The sequence below is a fragment of the Parahoeflea halophila genome (assembly GCF_900220985.1).
Taxonomy (GTDB): Bacteria; Pseudomonadota; Alphaproteobacteria; order Rhizobiales; family Rhizobiaceae; genus Hoeflea; species Hoeflea halophila.
Genome location: NZ_OCPC01000001.1, coordinates 983,534 through 1,000,124, shown reverse-complemented (window position 1 = coordinate 1,000,124; position 16,591 = coordinate 983,534). Strand labels below are relative to the sequence as shown.

General features: G+C 62.1%; 17 protein-coding genes. 5 read left to right on the top strand and 12 right to left on the bottom strand.

Going from position 1 to position 16,591, the window contains the following annotated elements; all coding sequences use genetic code 11:
* Window positions 1–101: 101 nt before the first annotated feature.
* Entirely contained in the window at window positions 102–1,046 is a 945-nt protein-coding gene (locus tag CRO46_RS04710; protein ID WP_097105486.1) for an EAL domain-containing protein, read from the bottom strand.
* 185 nt (window positions 1,047–1,231) lie between these two features.
* Here CRO46_RS04710 and CRO46_RS04705 point away from each other — a divergent pair, with 185 nt between their 5' ends.
* Window positions 1,232–2,434 carry a pyridoxal phosphate-dependent aminotransferase gene (locus CRO46_RS04705; protein WP_097105484.1) on the top strand — a complete coding sequence of 401 codons (1,203 nt, stop codon included), beginning with the start codon at window positions 1,232–1,234 and terminating at the stop codon, window positions 2,432–2,434.
* A gap of 77 nt (window positions 2,435–2,511) precedes the next feature.
* Here the strand turns inward: CRO46_RS04705 and CRO46_RS04700 are convergent, their stop codons facing one another.
* The 3 genes from CRO46_RS04700 to CRO46_RS04690 all read right to left on the bottom strand — a co-directional run bounded on the left by CRO46_RS04700 (window position 2,512) and on the right by CRO46_RS04690 (window position 5,055).
* Window positions 2,512–2,916 (bottom strand): DUF2177 family protein, encoded by a 405-nt coding sequence (locus tag CRO46_RS04700; protein ID WP_097105483.1) that lies wholly within the window; start codon window positions 2,914–2,916, stop codon window positions 2,512–2,514.
* 102 nt (window positions 2,917–3,018) lie between these two features.
* Window positions 3,019–3,963, bottom strand: a complete 945-nt coding sequence (locus tag CRO46_RS04695) for a diacylglycerol/lipid kinase family protein (protein WP_097105482.1) — start codon at window positions 3,961–3,963, stop codon at window positions 3,019–3,021.
* A gap of 180 nt (window positions 3,964–4,143) precedes the next feature.
* Window positions 4,144–5,055, bottom strand: coding sequence for a LysR family transcriptional regulator (locus tag CRO46_RS04690; protein ID WP_097105481.1), 912 nt, complete (start codon window positions 5,053–5,055; stop codon window positions 4,144–4,146).
* Window positions 5,056–5,148: 93 nt separating this feature from the next.
* Here CRO46_RS04690 and CRO46_RS04685 point away from each other — a divergent pair, with 93 nt between their 5' ends.
* Window positions 5,149–6,201, top strand: coding sequence for an NAD-dependent epimerase/dehydratase family protein (locus tag CRO46_RS04685; RefSeq protein WP_097105479.1), 1,053 nt, complete (start codon window positions 5,149–5,151; stop codon window positions 6,199–6,201).
* 567 nt (window positions 6,202–6,768) lie between these two features.
* Here the strand turns inward: CRO46_RS04685 and CRO46_RS04680 are convergent.
* Window positions 6,769–7,665: a LysR family transcriptional regulator gene (locus CRO46_RS04680; RefSeq protein WP_097106504.1), complete on the bottom strand. Its 897-nt coding sequence runs from the start codon at window positions 7,663–7,665 to the stop codon at window positions 6,769–6,771.
* Between the two features lie 54 nt (window positions 7,666–7,719).
* Window positions 7,720–8,694 (bottom strand): thioredoxin-disulfide reductase, encoded by a 975-nt coding sequence (gene trxB / locus CRO46_RS04675; RefSeq protein ID WP_097106502.1) that lies wholly within the window; start codon window positions 8,692–8,694, stop codon window positions 7,720–7,722.
* A gap of 284 nt (window positions 8,695–8,978) precedes the next feature.
* Here trxB and CRO46_RS04670 point away from each other — a divergent pair, with 284 nt between their 5' ends.
* The gene (locus CRO46_RS04670; protein WP_097105478.1) at window positions 8,979–9,449 is read left to right on the top strand and encodes an Lrp/AsnC family transcriptional regulator; all 471 of its coding nucleotides are present in this window, start codon (window positions 8,979–8,981) and stop codon (window positions 9,447–9,449) included.
* Window positions 9,450–9,462: 13 nt separating this feature from the next.
* Window positions 9,463–10,227, top strand: a complete 765-nt coding sequence (locus tag CRO46_RS04665; RefSeq protein WP_179758951.1) for a glycosyltransferase family 2 protein — start codon at window positions 9,463–9,465, stop codon at window positions 10,225–10,227.
* 15 nt (window positions 10,228–10,242) lie between these two features.
* On the opposite strand, the gene CRO46_RS04660 is transcribed toward CRO46_RS04665, so the two are convergent.
* Genes CRO46_RS04660 through greA form a run of 4 tightly spaced genes read right to left on the bottom strand, consistent with a single transcriptional unit; the run spans window position 10,243 to window position 13,808 of the window.
* Complete coding sequence (locus CRO46_RS04660; RefSeq protein ID WP_097105476.1) at window positions 10,243–11,286, bottom strand: glycosyltransferase family 4 protein; 1,044 nt, start codon at window positions 11,284–11,286, stop codon at window positions 10,243–10,245.
* Window positions 11,283–12,230, bottom strand: coding sequence for a glycosyltransferase (locus tag CRO46_RS04655; RefSeq protein WP_097105474.1), 948 nt, complete (start codon window positions 12,228–12,230; stop codon window positions 11,283–11,285). Before CRO46_RS04655 ends, CRO46_RS04660 begins: the two co-directional genes overlap by 4 nt.
* Window positions 12,223–13,293, bottom strand: coding sequence for a glycosyltransferase family 4 protein (locus CRO46_RS04650; protein WP_097105472.1), 1,071 nt, complete (start codon window positions 13,291–13,293; stop codon window positions 12,223–12,225). Before CRO46_RS04650 ends, CRO46_RS04655 begins: the two co-directional genes overlap by 8 nt.
* A gap of 38 nt (window positions 13,294–13,331) precedes the next feature.
* On the bottom strand, window positions 13,332–13,808 hold the full coding sequence (greA, locus tag CRO46_RS04645; protein ID WP_097105470.1) for a transcription elongation factor GreA: 477 nt from the start codon (window positions 13,806–13,808) through the stop codon (window positions 13,332–13,334).
* A gap of 523 nt (window positions 13,809–14,331) precedes the next feature.
* Between greA and CRO46_RS04640 the strand changes: the two genes are divergently transcribed.
* Window positions 14,332–15,693, top strand: coding sequence for an NAD(P)/FAD-dependent oxidoreductase (locus tag CRO46_RS04640; RefSeq protein WP_097105469.1), 1,362 nt, complete (start codon window positions 14,332–14,334; stop codon window positions 15,691–15,693).
* 140 nt (window positions 15,694–15,833) lie between these two features.
* On the opposite strand, the gene CRO46_RS04635 is transcribed toward CRO46_RS04640, so the two are convergent.
* The gene (locus CRO46_RS04635) at window positions 15,834–16,274 is read right to left on the bottom strand and encodes an SRPBCC domain-containing protein (RefSeq protein ID WP_097105467.1); all 441 of its coding nucleotides are present in this window, start codon (window positions 16,272–16,274) and stop codon (window positions 15,834–15,836) included.
* Window positions 16,275–16,311: 37 nt separating this feature from the next.
* Window positions 16,312–16,590, bottom strand: a complete 279-nt coding sequence (locus CRO46_RS04630; RefSeq protein ID WP_097105465.1) for a type II toxin-antitoxin system HicB family antitoxin — start codon at window positions 16,588–16,590, stop codon at window positions 16,312–16,314.
* Between the last annotated feature and the right edge of the window lies 1 nt (window position 16,591).

The window sequence follows — 16,591 nt, the reverse complement described above, 5'->3', positions numbered from 1 at the left end:
TTTCTTTGCGATTGGGACGCATCTAACGGGGGGAAATGGTCGTCAATCGGACCGGATTGTGACCGTGACAGACCAATGTCGTGTCAAGATTGTGTTTCCGGTTAACGAACTCTTTTGCCAAAGGTCGCAGCGCGGCGCGGCGGCGCGGCGCGAATGGGGAGATCGCTTGCCGGAGCCGCGACGGCAGGCTCACGCTGCAGCACGCGGGCCTGTGCGGGACGCTGGCTGTCTCCGGCCTGTGAGAGTACAGGCTCCGGGAAGCGGTCATCGAAGGTTCTGGGCACGATCTCCGGGCGCGCTAGCGCATAGCCCTGCATCAGCTGCACCCCGACCGTCTGGCAGAACTCGATCTGGTGTTCTTCCTCGAGTCCTTCGAACAGAACGGTGATGCCGCGTTCGATGAACTGTGCCACCATCATCTTGAGCAGCCCCATGCCGGCAGTGGTTTCGGTGAAGCGACGCACCCATGCGGCATCGAACTTGAGCACGTCTGGCCTGAGTTCGTCGACGCGCTTGGAATCGGAATCGTCCGCGCCGAAGTCATCGACCGCGATCTTGAACAGACGTGACCGCAGGCCGTTGACGAGCCCGTTGAGGACCTTTTCGTCGCCGCTGCCCTGTTCGGTGATTTCACAGACGACCCTGCCTGGGCGCAGGCCGGCACGGACGGTGACATCGACCATGCGGTCGATTTCGGCGTCAATGCTCGAAATGTCGTCAAACAGGCTGGGATTGAAGTTGACGAACAGTCTTGCCTTGAGGCGGCCAAGGTTGCCCATGTTGCGTATGTGCAGTTCGCGGCACAGCGTGTCGACCATCAGGGCATCGGCTTTTTCGACCATGGAGAAGAAGCGGGGAGGGGAGACCGGCTTGCCATCCTGCTGCGCGCGGATCAGTGCCTCGAAGGCCTCGATGGTCAGGTGACCCTCGTCATTTTGACTGAAAATCGGCTGGAATGCCGAACGCAGGACAAAGGGTCCGTAGGAGGTCGTGAAAAAGCCCCGGTCGTCCTGTAAGAAATGCGGTTCGCGTTGCCCGGCCATCATGTCCTGGACTCCGGTTTCCGTTAGCTTCACTGTCGGACCCTAACAATCAAATCTTTCTCCAAGGTTAAATGAACTGCCACAAGCCCGGCTGGCGGCTTGCATCACAGGCCCGCTTGCGACATAGAAGGCAACGGGCGCGGGCGCCGCGTCCCTTGCATTTTCGTCTCAGCACCGGAGCGCATTTCATGGCCTTTCTCGCCAACGCCCTTTCCCGGGTCAAACCGTCTGCCACCATTGCCGTCAGCCAGAAGGCGCGGGAACTCAAAGCAAAGGGCCGCGACGTGATCGGACTTGGCGCCGGTGAGCCGGATTTTGACACCCCGGACAACATCAAGGCCGCTGCAGTCGATGCGATCAATCGCGGCGAAACCAAGTACACGCCGGTCTCGGGCATTCCGGAGCTGCGCAAGGCAATTGCCGCCAAGTTCAAGCGCGAGAACAATCTCGACTACGATTGGCAGCAGACCATCGTCGGCACCGGCGGCAAGCAGATCCTGTTCAACGCCTTCATGGCGACGTTGAACCCCGGCGACGAGGTCGTTATCCCCGCGCCCTACTGGGTCAGTTATCCCGAAATGGTGGCGATCTGCGGCGGCACGCCGGTGTTCGTCCCGACCACCCTCGAAAACGGCTTCAAGCTGGCGGCTGCCGATCTGGAAGCTGCGATCACGCCGAAGACCAAGTGGCTGATGTTCAACTCGCCGTCCAACCCCTCTGGCGCGGCTTATACCGAGGACGAGCTGAAGACGCTGACCGAAGTGCTGATGCGGCATCCGCATGTCTGGATCCTGTCCGATGACATGTACGAGCATCTGACCTATGGCGATTTCAAGTTTACCACACCGGCACAGGTCGAGCCTGCGCTCCACGACCGCACGCTGACCATGAACGGCGTGTCCAAGGCCTATGCCATGACCGGCTGGCGCATTGGCTACGCAGCCGGGCCGCTGGAGCTGATCAAGGCGATGGACATGATCCAGGGACAGCAGACATCGGGTGCCTGTTCGATTGCGCAATGGGCTGCGGTGGAGGCGCTCAACGGCACCCAGGACTTCATCAAGACCAACCAGGAAGTCTTCCGTGGCCGCCGCGACCTGGTGGTGTCGATGCTCAACCAGGCCAACGGCATCAAGTGCCCGGTGCCGGAGGGGGCGTTCTACGTCTATCCGTCCTGTGCCGGGCTGATCGGCAAGACCGCGCCTTCGGGCAAGGTGATCGAAACCGATGAGGATTTCGTCACCGAGCTGCTCGAGACTGAAGGCGTGGCCGTGGTGCACGGTTCGGCCTTCGGCCAGGGGCCGAACTTCCGCATCTCCTACGCCACGTCCGAAGAACTGCTGGAAGAAGCCTGCAACCGGATTCAGCGGTTCTGCGCCTCTCTGCGTTGATCCGCTTCCCAGCTGTTCTCAGGGCATCTGCCCCTGCCGGTTATCGCGGCCGCCCCTTCAGGGCGGCCGTTTCCGTTTCAGACCCAGCGCAAAAGCCAGAAACCGACTGCCGAGGCGGCGGCCGTGAGCAGCGTGCCCCAGGCCATGTCGACGATGCTCATGGTGATGGGCCAGTTTTTCAGCGTGGCCATGTTGGTGATGTCATAGGTGCCGTAGGCGGCAAACCCGAGGATGGCACCCAGCATCAGCGCATCCTGCAGCGATCCCGAGCGAAACGCCGGGGTGGACGCCAGCAACACCGCAACGCCGGAATACATGACGTAGAAAATTGCCGCGATCCCCAGGCGCGGCTGATCAAGCATCAGGTCGCCAAGCTGCCGTGCGTAAAAGCCCTTCGCGACGACACCGAGCCAGAGGGCATCGACGGCAAGAAGAAACAATGCGGTTCCTGCCCATGCCTTGAGAAAGCCCGCCGGGATCATCGTGCTACCACCGAAACGGTCGTGATGGCCGTGTTGGCGGGCCGGGCGCGGCGGATGAGACAGGTCATGAGTTTGCCTTTCGGTTTTGGGCGGGCACGGGGCCTATGCCGTTTTGAGATCCGGAGCGCGGGCTGCGGCACTGACGGAGTAGGATTTGGGAACGAGCGTGCGGAGTGCGCCGGGATGGCAGACACATTCAACCTCCTGCTCCAGCGGAACGATCTCGCCGTCTATGGCGGCTTTCGTACTCTTGCGGGCGTTGGGGAACATCAGCTTGACCCGGAGGGCGGGTTCGACGCTCATGTCCGGGTCTTCCCGCAATCGGCCGATGGCGGCGTGCAGGGTCAACCGGAACACCGTCCCGGGTTCCAGTGCACGGGAGCGGTAGACGCCCAGAACGCCTTCATCCAACTGCGCCGCATAGGCCAGCGGGGTGTCGCCGAAAAGGTTGTTGGAGACAGAAACGGCGGACACGATCTGCCGGTTGCGGCCTGTGCCGGTGTCAACCTCGACGCCGAAGCGCGGCGGATTTAGAATCACCCGGCCAAGAGACTTGATGGTGGAGGTGATCTTGCGAAACCGGGTCGAGGTGTCGAGTCGAGACCGTTGGTGCACCAGGCGGGCATGAAGCCCGACCGAGTACTGGTGCACATAAGGCCGGCCGTTCGCTGTGGCGATATCGAGTGGCCTTTCGTCGGCCTGCACCAGCGCATCTAACGCTTCGGCCGGATCGAGGGGCAGTGTGAGGCTGCGTGCGAACATGTTCATGGTGCCCATTGGCAGCACGCCGAGGGTCTTTCCGGTTCTGAAGCAGGCTGCCGCTGCCGCCGAGATCGTGCCGTCCCCGCCGCCGGCCACGATGGTTGCCGTGTCCCGGTCCTCCGCCACCTCGTCGAGGGTCTTGACCAGATCCTTGCCAGAGACCAGCCGAACATCGCACTGCTGTCCCCGCTGAGACAGTTTTGAGCAGGCCATGTCAGCAAAGTGCTGTGCATCCATTCCGCGAATAGTGCCGCCCTCCTGATTGAGGATCAAGGTGGTGCGCATTTCGGACCTCGTGAACTTGGAACGACGCAAGACAACCGCTCAGCGACGCGGAAGTTCCATACCACCCTGCATTCACAAAGATGTACGGGCTGCGGAACAAATCGGATCACTTGCCCCGAAAACAGCCGTCGTGACGCCGCTCCGACGGGGCAAATTTGAGAAGCGAAACGCGTCAGCAGTTCAGCCAGCGCGACCGGGCACCCGTGCGCGGTAGGCCAGCAATCCGTCGGCAAGCGCATCAAAGGCAACCCGGCAGCGCGGGTCCGTTTTCAGGTTCTCGTGCATGACCAGAAAGGTCATCAGCTGCAGATCGAGCTTGCCGGGAAACAACTGGACCAGATCGGGATCTTTGCAGGCGAGCCCGACCTGGCACATGCCTATTCCGCCTTGCGCCCGGATCATCGCCAGCTGTGCGGCATTGCTGTCAGAGCGGAAATCGAAGCTCAAGTGTGCTATTTCCGGGAATTTCCTGATTGCGTCCCGGACATAGGTCAGTTGGCGATCGAAACCGATCAACCGGTGCTCCGACAACTCCGCGAAATCCTGCGGCCAGCCATGCCGATCGAGATAGCCGCGATGGGCGAATATTCCGATTGCGAGCCCTCCGATCTTGCGGCTGACCAGGGCGCCCTGCGTCGGTTCCACCATCCTGACTGCAATGTCGGCCTGCTGTTTGAGCAGGTCCTCGATAGCATCGGAGAGCGACAACTCGATTGCAAGGCGCGGGTAACGCTCCTGAAGCGCAGCCAGGATCGGTGGCAGCACCTCGGTGCCGATGATTTCGCTGGCGCTGATGCGAACCGTTCCTTCCGGGCTGGTTCCGCCACCAGAGGCGACGCGGGACAGGGCCGCGGCACTTGCCGCCATGGTCTCCGCGTAACTGCGCATGCTCAGCGCTGTCTCGGTCGGCAGCAGTCCTTGATGGGAGCGCAGGAAGAGCGGCTTGCCCGCGGCCATTTCGAGTGCATCCAAATGCCGGCTTACGGTTGGCTGGGTCACGCCCAAAGCGCGTGCTGCAGCCGATTGGGAGCCTTCATCGAGGATTGCCAGGAAGGTGCGGTAGTGATCCCAGTCAAGTGAACTCATAGCCATACATTATTGTATAGCACACCCAAGTTAATGCGCAATTCCGTTTAGTCGGAGCCTGATCCATAGTTCGTTCATCGCAACTGATGGAGACCAGACATGACCAATACCACTACGATATCGCAGACAGATTCCGTCCAAAAGCTCGCGCTAGTCCTAGGGGCGACCGGCGGCGTTGGAAGCGCCATGGCAGCAAAGCTTTCGTCACGCGGCTACCAGGTGCGGGCCATGCACCGGGACGCGGGCGCACAGGCCAAAAAGATGCCACAATACGAGTGGGTCAACGGGGATGCGATGGCTCGAGCTGACGTGCTCGCCGCCGCGAAGGGCGTCGAGCTGATCGTTCATGCGGTCAATCCGCCCGGCTACCGCAACTGGGGCACGCTGGTGCTGCCGATGATCGAGAACACCATCGTTGCGGCGAAAGCCAGTGGCGCGCGCATCCTGATGCCCGGAACCGTGTACAATTTCGGTCCGGAAACATTCGCCAATGTGACCGAGGACAGTCCGCAACGCCCGCAATCGTTCAAGGGCAAGATCCGGGTTCAGCTTGAAGAACGGCTCGAAGCGGCGACGCATGAGGGCACCCAGGTCATTCTCGTGCGCACTGGGGATTACTTTGGTCCCGGCGCCGAAAGCAGCTGGTTTTCCCAGGTGATGATCAAGCCCGGCGCGCCGGTGACAAAGATCACCAGCCCGTCAGATCCCGGTGTCGGGCATCAATGGGCCTATCTGCCCGATGTGGCTGAGACCATGATGCAGCTGGTTGAACGCTCTGAGGATCTGCCGACCTTCGCCCGGTTCCACATGGAAGGGGTCTGGGACGCGGACGGCATGCAGCTGAGCGAGTCGATCCGGCGGGTCACCGGCAGACCGTCATTGCGTACGCGGCGGTTTCCCTGGTGGTTGCTGTATCTGGGGGCGCCCTTCATCGCGTTTTTCCGTGAGCTGCTTGAGATGCGCTACCTCTGGCGTCAGCCGCTGCACATGCGCAACGACAAGCTGGTGGCTTTTCTCGGCGCCGAGCCGCACACGCCGCTTGACCAGGCGATGCGGGAGACCTTGCGCGGCTTGGGGTGCCTGGAAGCTTCTGCCTCTTCGGACCCGGTGACAGCCGCCAAGGGCAAGGGCCGCGCGGCGGTGACGGCATGAAACTCGGGGTGTGAAAGCCCCATGAATCGCTCGATAGAGGCAAGGCAAAAAAAATGGGCCACGAGATTTGCTCTCGGGCCCAATAAGTATGAAGGTCAAAAAACCTCCAGAGGGGAACAGCTCATGCGGCGGCACTGGGAGGAGTAGGCCGCCAAAGGTGCATCAGCTGCAGTCGATATGGTGCTTTATTGAGCAGTGTGCAAGGGAACGGTGCGCATGACTGCCATGCGGAGGCTGCATAGCCTGAAAAGTAAGCAATTTCGGCTACGAACCAGGCAAAAAAATGGGCCTCGAGATTGCTCTCGGGCCCAATAGGTATGAAGGTCAAAAAACCTCCAGAGGGGAACAGCTCATGCGGCGGCACTGGGAGGAGTAGGCCGCCAAAGGTGCATCAGCTACAAGCGATATGGTGCTTTATTGAGCAGTGTGCAAGGGAACGGTGCGCATGACTGCCATGCGGAGGCCGCATGGCTATGTTTTTGCTCGAAAAATAGGCGACAAAATAATTGCGATCTTTCCGGGTTGTTGATGCTGGTTGGTATGACGGACCCGTTTCTGCTGCAGCTGTCAGAAACTCCAGTTGCGCGCTTTTCCAACCAGAAAATCGCGGAATGCTTTGAGTTTGGCTGCGTTTTTCATCTCTTCGGGATAGCAGAAATAGGTATCGAAGCTCGGGATGTCGGCTGTGAGATTGAGTTGCACAAGCTGCAGATCGCGGTTGATCATGTAATCGGGCAGCAGCGAAATGCCGGCACCGTTGAACGTCGCGCGCCGGATTGCCGGCAGATTGTTGATCTGCAATTGCGCTGGCCGGCGGTTGTCCGGGCTGCGTCCGGCGGTTTCCAGCCAGTTCACATCGGTGAGATAGCCCGGGGCCGGTTCGCCGAAGGTGATGATTCGGTGGTTGTCGAGATCCTCGATGCTCTTGGGCTCGCCATGGCGCGCCAGATAGGTGGGCGAGGCGTAGATGTGCATGTGCACAGTGAACAGACGGCGCTGGATCAGGTCGGGCTGCTGTGGCTGCCGCAGGCGGATGGCGCAATCGGCCTGGCGCATGTTGACGTCGAGTTCCTCGTTGTCGAGCAGCAGCTGCACCTGGACATCGGGATAGAGCGACTGGAACTCCTGCACCTTCTCGGTGAGCCAGCCCTGGCCGAAGCCGACAGTGGTGGTGACACGCAGCTTGCCAGAGGGGCGCTCGCGAGTTTCGGTCAGCTGGTTCCTGACCGATTCCAGCTTCATCAGCACTTCATGCGCCGTCTGGTAGAGGATCTCGCCCTGTTCCGATAAGATCAGGCCGCGGGCATGGCGGTGGAACAGCTTGGCGCCGATGTCCATCTCGAGGGCCGAGACCTGCCTTGAAATGGCCGATTGCGACAAGTGCAGTTTCTCGGCTGCGTGCGTGAAGGAACCCGCTTCCGCAGCCGCGTGGAATATGCGCAGTTTGTCCCAGTCGAGTGGCACCAAGCATCCGTCCCCATGGCCCGTTGTTCGGGCCCTTATCTGGCGCTCACGCGCCTATTCAGCAGCTTCGGCGTGTCTGACATGGCCTGCCAGGTAACGCTCAGCCTCCAGCGCCGCCATGCATCCCATGCCTGCCGCAGTGACCGCCTGACGGTAAATATCATCGGTTACATCGCCTGCGGCAAAAACCCCTGGTACATCCGTGGCAGTCGAATCCGGCGCTGTCCAGAGATATCCGTTGGATTTGTGCTTGAGCTTGCCTTCGAACAGGCTGACAGCCGGGGCGTGTCCAATGGCAACAAAGACCCCGTCAATCGGCATGTCGGTTGTGATTCCGGTCTTGCGGTTCTTGAGCCTTATGCCGTTGACTGAAGCAGGCATGGGCGGCTGTGGTGCGGTGCCGAGATACTCGACCACCTCGGTGTCCCAGATCACGTCGATATTGTCTTTTTCGAACACACGCTGCTGCAGGATCTTTTCCGCACGAAACGCATCGCGGCGGTGGACGATGGTCACCTTGGCCGCGAGGTTGGACAGGTAGAGCGCCTCTTCGACAGCCGAGTTGCCGCCGCCGACGACCACGACGTTCTTGCCGCGGTAGAAAAAGCCGTCGCAGGTGGCGCAGGCGGAGACGCCAAAGCCCATGAATTGCTTCTCGCTCGGGATTTCCAGCCATTTGGCCTGGGCGCCGGTGGCGATGATCAGCGAGTCGCAGGTCCAGACAGCGCCGGAATCGGTTTTCACGGTGAAGGGCCGGTTGTTCATCTCGACCTCGGTGACCAGGTCGTTGATGATCTCGGCGCCGACATGCTCGGCCTGCTTGAGCATCTGCTCCATCATCCACGGGCCCTGAACCGGATCGGCATAGCCGGGATAATTCTCCACATCGGTGGTGATCATCAACTGCCCGCCCTGTTCCATTCCGGCGATCAGCACGGGTGTGAGCATGGCCCGTGCGGCGTAGATCGCGGCGGTGTAGCCGGCCGGGCCGGAGCCGATGATGAGAACGGGGACGTGACGTGTGGACATGGAATGATCCTGAAACAGATATTGCGAGGCGGCAGTGTGGGCCATCCCCGGTGACGCATCAATGACGAAAGCCAGAAATCTGGCGGCGCGGGCATGACGCGGTGCGGTTTGACACCATTTAGGTGCGAGCAAGGCGCGTTTTCAAGCTTGGCGACGGAGTTACGCACAGAACTTCGCACCTGAGGGGCTTGCGAGACTTTACAGATGCTGCGCACTGGCGCAATAAAGTTTCGCTCAATTCACCGTCCCGCGCAGGATGGTGGCGCCGAACCGGGGAAGACTTCATGGCGATCAAGGCCGAACTCGATGCAATCGATCTCAAGATTCTGCGGGAATTGCAGAAAGACGGACGAATGACCAATGTGGACCTGTCGGAACGTGTCGGGATCTCGGCACCGCCCTGCCTGAGGCGGGTTCGCAAGCTCGAGCAGGCGGGGATCATTCGCGGTTACCGGGCGCAGCTGAACGCACCCAGCCTCGGGTTCGATCTGGTTGCATTCTGCATGGTCGGGCTCAAGCATCAGTCTGATGCCAACCTCAAGGCCTTTGCCGCCAAGACCAACGAATGGCCGATCGTGCGCGAAACCTGGATGGTCTCCGGCGAAAGCGATTTCCTGTTGCATTGCGTGGCGCGCAATCTCAGCCACTTCCAGGACTTCGTCATCGAGGAACTGACCGCCACCGACAATGTCGATACCGTGCGCACCATGCTGACGATCCGCCAGGTCAAGGATGAAGGTCTCGTGGCGCTTTGACAGAGGCAACGGCATGAAGCCGACGATCAGCGCCGTCATCATCACCCGCAACGAAGCGGAGATGCTGCCCGGGCTTCTCGAGAGTCTGCATTTCTGCGACGAGATCGTGGTGGTGGACAGCCACAGCGATGATGCCACGCGCGACATCGCGGCGTCGTTCAAGGCGCGGGTCATTGCCCGCGACTTTACCGGATTTGGCGACCAGAAGGAGTTTGCCCGCACGCAGGCCAGCTGCGACTGGGTGCTGTCGATGGACGCCGACGAACGGGTTCCGCCCAGCCTCGCTGAGGAGATCGTCTCGACCCTGGCTGACCCCGCTTACGATGCCTACCAGGTGCCACGGCTGTCCTATTTTCTCGGTAAGCCGTTTCGCCATTCGGGCTGGTGGCCGGACGCGCCACTGCGGCTGTTTCGCCGCGATGCAGCCCGGTTCAATTCCAGGCTGGTGCATGAATTCGCCGAAACCGACCGGCCTGTCGGCACGCTGTCCCATCCCATGGATCACTTCACCGTGCGGTCGCTGGAACAGGCGCTGGCCAAGGGGCAGCATTATGCCACGCTCGGCGCGCGGCAGCTTGAAGAGTCAGGCCGCAAGGTCTCGTTGCTGACCCCGTTCGGCCATGCGCTCGGGGCGTTTGCGAAAACCTATGTGCTCAAGCGCGGGTTTCTGGGCGGCGTCGAGGGCCTGGTGAATGCGTGGATCCACGGCCAGACCGTGTTCTGGAAATACATGATCGTGCATGTGAACCGCCGTGCCGAAGCCCGCCGCTCCGGCTAGCCTGATCGTGCAAGCTCAGGCGCCGGTGAGGCGCCGGTAGATCTCGAGGTGCCGGGCGTGGAACGTGTCGAGCGAGAACATGCCGCGCGCCCGTTCTGCGCCGGCTTCGCCATAGGCCCGGCGCATCGCGGAATCTTCGGACATGGCAATCAGGTTTTGCGCCAGCTGTTCCGCGTCTCCGGGCGGGCTCAGGAGCCCGGTTTCCCGGTCGCTGACAGCTTCGGCAATGCCGCCGGCCGCGGTGGCCACCACGGGTTTGCCAGCCAATTGCGCCGTGCACAGGCTCGAGCCGAGACCCTCCTCGCGCGAGGCGAGGGTGACGATATCCGCCCCCTTTGTCAGCGAGGCTACGTCGTTGCGCCAGCCGAGGAAGGTGACCCTCGGCAAGCCCTCCGCCCGGGCCCGGATACGGGCAAGATCGGGCCCGTCTCCGGCCAGAATGAGATGCGCCCGGGGCGAGGCCTTCTGGACCAGATGCCAGGCGTCGAGCAATGTGGCGTGGTCCTTTTCCGCGGTGAAGGCGGCCACGCAGAGGATCATGATTTCCTCTGCGCCCAGGCCGCACCGTTCGGGACTTGCGGCCGCGAGCGCGGGTTCATCCACGGCATCATGGATGATGCTGATGCGGTCGGCTGTGATGCCGCCAGCGCGCAATGCCTGGTAGCCGGCCTCGGAGATGGTGATGAAATGATCGGCAGCGCGGTAGGCCCAGCCGCCCCGGCATCTGAACGCGTTGCGTCGGGAGACAATCAGGCGCTGGCGGCGGCCGATCTTTGCTGCAGCGGCTGTCTTGTGAGCCCGGTTCGAGTGGGCATGGATCAGATCGATGTCCTTGCTGCGGGCAAGGCTTCGGATTGTTGCAATCGAGGCCAGATCAAGAAGTCCACGGCACCGGATCGGCAGCGTGGCGATATCGGCGGGGAGGGCGGTGGAAAGGCCTGAACCCGGCGGCAGCCCGTACCACTCGGAAATCCCCGGCCTGGTCCGTCCGGCGAGAAGAAGCAGCTGGTTTTCACCGCCGCGCAACCCCTTCTCGCTCGACAGGTGCAGCAGGTTCATCGCGCGTCGCTGCCCAGCAGTGTTTGCAGCCGTTCGAGAAAACCGCTTTGGATGGCCTCGAAGTCGCGCCGCGCCTGCGTTCCGATCCGCACCTTCCCGTCGCTGTCCATCCGGATCACCTCCTCGACCGCTGCTTCCAGCGCAGCCTGGTCGACCTGATAACAGGTGCCCAGGTGACGGGGGGTGGAGGAAGCGGCAGCAACCAGGATTCCGGAATCCGCCGTGACCAGCTCGTTCATCGGCGGCGCGTCGGTGGTGATCACCACGGCGCCGGTCGACATGGCTTCGACGATGTAATGGCCCCACCCCTCGGCCTGGGACGGGCACAGATGAATGCCGCAGGCGTTCTGCAACTCTCTCATTTCGTCATCGCCGAGATAGGTGCTCATCAGCCTGACATTGTCCGGCACCGTGGCGGGTGCCAGACGGGCATTCATCACCAGTGTCAGCTCCGGCCAGTCCGGATGCGCCTGCCAGGCGGCCAGCACCGCCTCCGTACCCTTGAGCGTGCTGGCGCCGGCGATGTGCACGAAGCGGGCGCGATCCTTGACGGTGTCCGGTGCATGCTGGTCTTCGGAAGTGAAGCCGAGATGAAACGTCCGGGCGCCTTCCTTCGAGAACACATCGACCGCGTGGCGGCTCTTGCACAGAACCAGATCGATGTGTTTCAGCCGTCCCAGCTGGCGCCGTGGATAGCGCTCCTGGTTGGGCAGAAGGTAATGGATGTCGGCGGCCGAATACCAGGCGGGATAGACCCGTTCGACATGGATGGCGATACGCGCCCGCCGGGTCCGGAAGATCCGCTCCATCAGCGGCCGGCTCTTGTGGTCGGCGCGCCCGATGGCATGGGGCAGGCCGGCGTTGCGGATCGCGTCTTCGAGCAGCAGGCTGTCCTTGGTCAGGCCGTATTTGCTGTCCTTGCCGATGATCAGGATATCAAGCATCGAATTTCCGCCACACATCCTCATAGGCTGCCGAAAGCCGCTCTGCCTCGCTTTCTATGGTGAAATTGGCCAGCACGTAAGGTCTGGCGCGTGTGGCTGCGGCGCTTAGCCGTGCAGCATCATCCATAAAAGCCGCAGCGGCGGCCGAAAGCGCTTCCAGATCATCCTTGCCGACAACCATGCCCGTCTCATCCGCATCTTGGGCGATGATTTCCTCGAACGCACCGGCATCGGTTGCCACCACCGGAACACCGCTGGCCTGGGCCTCGAGCGGAGTCAGGCCGAAGCCTTCCCAGCGCTGCGGGGCGACAAACAGGTCAAGCGCCCGGTACCAGTCGTTGATATTGGTGTGTTCGCCGACGAACAGGATGCGATCGCTCAGGCCTGCGGCAGCAACACGGGCTTTCAGCCCGGAAAGATAGCCGGTATGGCTGGCGGTGGCGCGGCCTGCGACAATCGCACTCCAGTCCGGCCGCGACGGCAGCAGCCGGATCATCGCGTCGACAAAGATGTCGGTGCCCTTCTGGTGACGAATGCGGCCGAAACAGCCGGCCAGTTTCTGGTCCTGCGGCAGCGACAGGGCGCGGCGCACCTCGCTGCGATCAGCAGCGGGCGAAAACCTTTCGGCGTTGATGCCGTGCAGGCTTACCCGGTGTGGAACCTTGAGATAGGCAGCAGACTTGTGACTGGTGGCGACGACGCCATCCATGCGCGCAACCAGAAACCGTGTCCAGGCCGTATGGACCCGCTGCGAGGCGGAGGTGAAAACGAGTTTCACCGGCATGCGCAAGATGTCGCGCAGGATGATGCCGAGCAGCATCTCGACATTGCGCCTCGCGTGCCAGATCCTGAGTTTCCGTCCCTCGGGCGCTCGCCAGAGCCGCGGCAGGTCACGCAGGCGCAGCCGCGGCAGATCGTCGGGCAGGCCCGGTCCGAAGACTGCGATCTGCTGCCCGATCCGGTTCTGCACGGGGATCAGCTGGATGATCGAGGTGGTGACGCCAGACAGGCGCCGCTTGAGGTTCGGTGCAATCACGTGGGTCCGGGATGGATCAGATAGCATGGGATCTCAGCCTGAACCGTTTGCAAAGTTGCCGGGCCTCAGCCCCACCTGACCTCGAGGATCTCGTAGGCTTTCGACCCGCCGGGGGCCACGACCTCGATGGAATCGCCCACCGACTTGCCGATCAGCGCCCGCGAGATCGGCGAGGAGATGGAGATTCGGCCTGCCTTCACATCGGCTTCCTGGTCGCCGACGATCTGATAGGTCTTTTCTTCCTCGGTGTCCTCATCGACCAGCTTGACGGTCGCGCCGAACTTGATGGTGTTGCCGGAAAGCTTTGACGGATCGATGACTTCGGCGCGGCCAATGAAATCCTCGAGCTCGCCGATTCGGCCCTCATTGTGGCTCTGGGCTTCCTTGGCGGCGTGATATTCCGCGTTCTCCGAGAGGTCGCCATGGGCGCGGGCTTCGGAGATCGCCTCGATGATCCGCGGCCGCTCGGTCTGTTGGCGCCAGCGCAGTTCTTCCTGCAGCTTGGTGTAGCCGGCTTGCGTCATCGGAACCTTTTCAACCATCGGTCTCAATCCTTGTTCATGGTGTCCTGGCACCCGTTGAAACGGCAGCAGAACACAAAAATGGAACGCCTCCGAAGTGGGCACTCCGGAGCCGTTCAAGTGTTTCTTTCTCTCAGGCTAGCAAATCCGGCAACGGAATTCACCTGAAAAAAGACAGCCCGGGCCGCAACGCGTTTCAGCTCGGTCACGCCATGGCTGGTCTGCCTCTACGTCGGTGCCATGATCAGGTCTTGCAAGGTCCGATGTGTAGGAATTTGCAAAGCGCCACGGCAACAAGCGCAACCTGCAACCGCCATCACCGGGCGGGCGCTGGCGAAGATCTCACCTCCAGCTCGCTGGGAGGCTGCCGCCGGTGCGCGCCTGCGCACCAGGGGTTGCCGCGGCCGGAAGATGCGGATGTGGCACAGGCCCGAGCCGCGCTGTCGCATGACGGGCCCCATTGCGGCGCGCTTGCTTTTGAGCTTTGCCGCCATCAAGATCGCGCCAGACCGATCCGGCGTCTCGTCCCGTCTCTGGAGTTCCCATGTCTGCGCGCTCTGCCGCCCCCATCACCGCGGCTTCCCCTGTCAGTTTTTCCGATCCTCTGCCCTCAGGGGTCGATGTGGTCATTGTCGGTGCCGGCGTCATCGGGATCATGAGTGCGCTCTATCTCCGGCGGGCCGGTTTGTCGGTGTTTGTCGTCGAGAAGGGCCGGGTGGCCGGTGAACAATCCTCGCGCAACTGGGGCTGGATCCGCCAGCTCGGCCGCGACGAGGCGGAACTGCCGATCATGATGGAAGCCTCGCGGCTGTGGCAGCAGATCGATGCGGACACCGGCAACCGCACCGGCTTCCGGCGCACCGGCATCATGTATCTGGCGAGCAGCGACAAGGAGATGGAAGAGCGGGCAAAATGGCTCGATGTGGCGCGCCGGCACCAACTTGATGTGCGAGCCATCGATGGGGACGCGGTGGCGGGACAGATCGACACCGGGCCGGGCGGCAAGCGCTGGGCCGGCGCGATCTGGTCGCCGACCGATGCCCGTGGCGAACCCTGGGTGGCAGTGCCGGCAGTGGCCCGGCTGGCGCACAGCGAGGGCGTCGGCATTTGCGAGAACTGTGCCATCCGCACGTTTGAAACCGAAGCCGGGAAACTGTCCGGCGTCCACACCGAGCAGGGCTTCATTGCCACTTCGCAGGTGGTGGTCGCAGGTGGTGCGTGGACCTCGCTGTTGTTGCGCAACCACGGCATAGCGCTGCCGCAACTCTCGGTGCGGTCGACGGTGATGCGGACCGCGCCGATGCCCGAGGTCTATGACGGTGCTGCGCTCGACGAGGAGCTGGCAATCAGACGGCGCGAGGATGGCAGCTACACGGTCTCTGCACTCGACGCCCATGACCTGCTGATCGGACCGGACTCCTTCAGGCATCTTCGCACCTGGCTGCCGACAGCCGCGAAGGTGCTGGGGCAGACCCGTTTCCTGCCGGCTGCGCCAAGGCACTATCCCGACGCCTGGGGCACGGCGCGGCGATGGGGGCCTGGCGACGAGACCCCGTTCGAGCGCTGCCGGGTGCTCGATCCCAAACCCAACGAGAACCGGATGGGCGTGCTCCAGCGGCGCTTCGCTGCCCGCTTCCCCGCGCTCGGCGAGCCGGAGATCACCCATGCCTGGGCCGGCATGATCGACGCCATGCCCGACGTGGTTCCGGTGGTCGACCGGGTGCCCGGGATCGAGGGGCTGATCGTCGCCACCGGCATGAGCGGGCATGGCTTCGGTATCGGGCCGGGCTTCGGCAAGGTGATTGCCGATATGGCCACCGGCCGGCCCACCGGCCACGACATGTCACGCTTCCGCTTTTCACGCTTTACCGACGGCAGAAGGCTCATTCCCGGTCCGGCGCTCTAGATGATGTCAGGCTGAAATCGAGGCTAGATGGCAATTGGATTTCTGCCATTGCGGCTTCGAAGCTGGCTTATCGAAGCATTGCGGGAGCCTGTCCGGAGGCGGAAAGATCGCTTCAGCTCCACCACGCCGAGAACAAACTGTTATCGGAGTGTCGCCTCGATAAAACGTTCCAGCCGGTCGAAATTCTGCTCGTTGGCGGCGTGCAGGAACTTTTCCATCGCCTCGATCTCGTCGGTGTGCTGAAACACCATGCGCCAGGACATACGGGCGCTTTTGCCGTCCCCGGAGAATTTCATTTCCAGCGTGAACACATGAACCGGTTCATGGTGCGTCATCCGCACCAGCTTACCCGCAATCACCTCCTCGATGGTCCAGCGGTTGTGAAAGTCGCTGCCGTTGTCGGCGGTCATGGTGATCAGCCAGTGGCCGCCGGGCTTCAGATCGAAGGCGGTGACGCGATTGGTGAAGCCTTCAGGTCCCCACCACGCGACGAGCTTCTCCGGATCGGCAAAGGCGTCGAATAGCGTTTGCCGGTCGACCGGAAAAAGGCGGCTGTTGTAAATTTCGATGGGGGTGGTCATCGAGGCTCGCAGTGACCGCATCGCTGCAGATCAACGATCACGTCGCATCTTCGAGGTTGGACGCTGGTGCAACTGCGGCAACGACAGCGTCAACTGAAAGGGCGAGAAAGTCCTCGTCCTGGCGTAAAGCATCCAGGGTCCGGGGCGCCGGCAGTTCTCCCTCCCAGTCTTCAAAAGCAAACGCCAAAGCAGTCGCAGCTTCGCGCATTGCGTCATCAAGCGTATCGGCAACCGCGGTGATGCCTGGAACATCGGGAAAGGAAATGCAGTAGCCGCTGTCAGGTTCCTTGTGAACGAGAGTGATGTAGTAAACCATG

What these genes read in the sequence shown, in the direction of transcription:
- CRO46_RS04710 (WP_097105486.1), bottom strand. Translation starts at nt 1,046, where the DNA reads ATGATGGCCGGGCAACGCGAACCGCATTTCTTACAGGACGACCGGGGC.
- CRO46_RS04705 (WP_097105484.1), top strand. Translation starts at nt 1,232, where the DNA reads ATGGCCTTTCTCGCCAACGCCCTTTCCCGGGTCAAACCGTCTGCCACC.
- CRO46_RS04700 (WP_097105483.1), bottom strand. Translation starts at nt 2,916, where the DNA reads ATGATCCCGGCGGGCTTTCTCAAGGCATGGGCAGGAACCGCATTGTTT.
- CRO46_RS04695 (WP_097105482.1), bottom strand. Translation starts at nt 3,963, where the DNA reads ATGCGCACCACCTTGATCCTCAATCAGGAGGGCGGCACTATTCGCGGA.
- CRO46_RS04690 (WP_097105481.1), bottom strand. Translation starts at nt 5,055, where the DNA reads ATGGCTATGAGTTCACTTGACTGGGATCACTACCGCACCTTCCTGGCA.
- CRO46_RS04685 (WP_097105479.1), top strand. Translation starts at nt 5,149, where the DNA reads ATGACCAATACCACTACGATATCGCAGACAGATTCCGTCCAAAAGCTC.
- trxB (WP_097106502.1), bottom strand. Translation starts at nt 8,694, where the DNA reads ATGTCCACACGTCACGTCCCCGTTCTCATCATCGGCTCCGGCCCGGCC.
- CRO46_RS04670 (WP_097105478.1), top strand. Translation starts at nt 8,979, where the DNA reads ATGGCGATCAAGGCCGAACTCGATGCAATCGATCTCAAGATTCTGCGG.
- CRO46_RS04665 (WP_179758951.1), top strand. Translation starts at nt 9,463, where the DNA reads ATGAAGCCGACGATCAGCGCCGTCATCATCACCCGCAACGAAGCGGAG.
- CRO46_RS04660 (WP_097105476.1), bottom strand. Translation starts at nt 11,286, where the DNA reads ATGAACCTGCTGCACCTGTCGAGCGAGAAGGGGTTGCGCGGCGGTGAA.
- CRO46_RS04655 (WP_097105474.1), bottom strand. Translation starts at nt 12,230, where the DNA reads ATGCTTGATATCCTGATCATCGGCAAGGACAGCAAATACGGCCTGACC.
- CRO46_RS04650 (WP_097105472.1), bottom strand. Translation starts at nt 13,293, where the DNA reads ATGCTATCTGATCCATCCCGGACCCACGTGATTGCACCGAACCTCAAG.
- greA (WP_097105470.1), bottom strand. Translation starts at nt 13,808, where the DNA reads ATGGTTGAAAAGGTTCCGATGACGCAAGCCGGCTACACCAAGCTGCAG.
- CRO46_RS04640 (WP_097105469.1), top strand. Translation starts at nt 14,332, where the DNA reads ATGTCTGCGCGCTCTGCCGCCCCCATCACCGCGGCTTCCCCTGTCAGT.
- CRO46_RS04635 (WP_097105467.1), bottom strand. Translation starts at nt 16,274, where the DNA reads ATGACCACCCCCATCGAAATTTACAACAGCCGCCTTTTTCCGGTCGAC.
- CRO46_RS04630 (WP_097105465.1), bottom strand. Translation starts at nt 16,590, where the DNA reads ATGGTTTACTACATCACTCTCGTTCACAAGGAACCTGACAGCGGCTAC.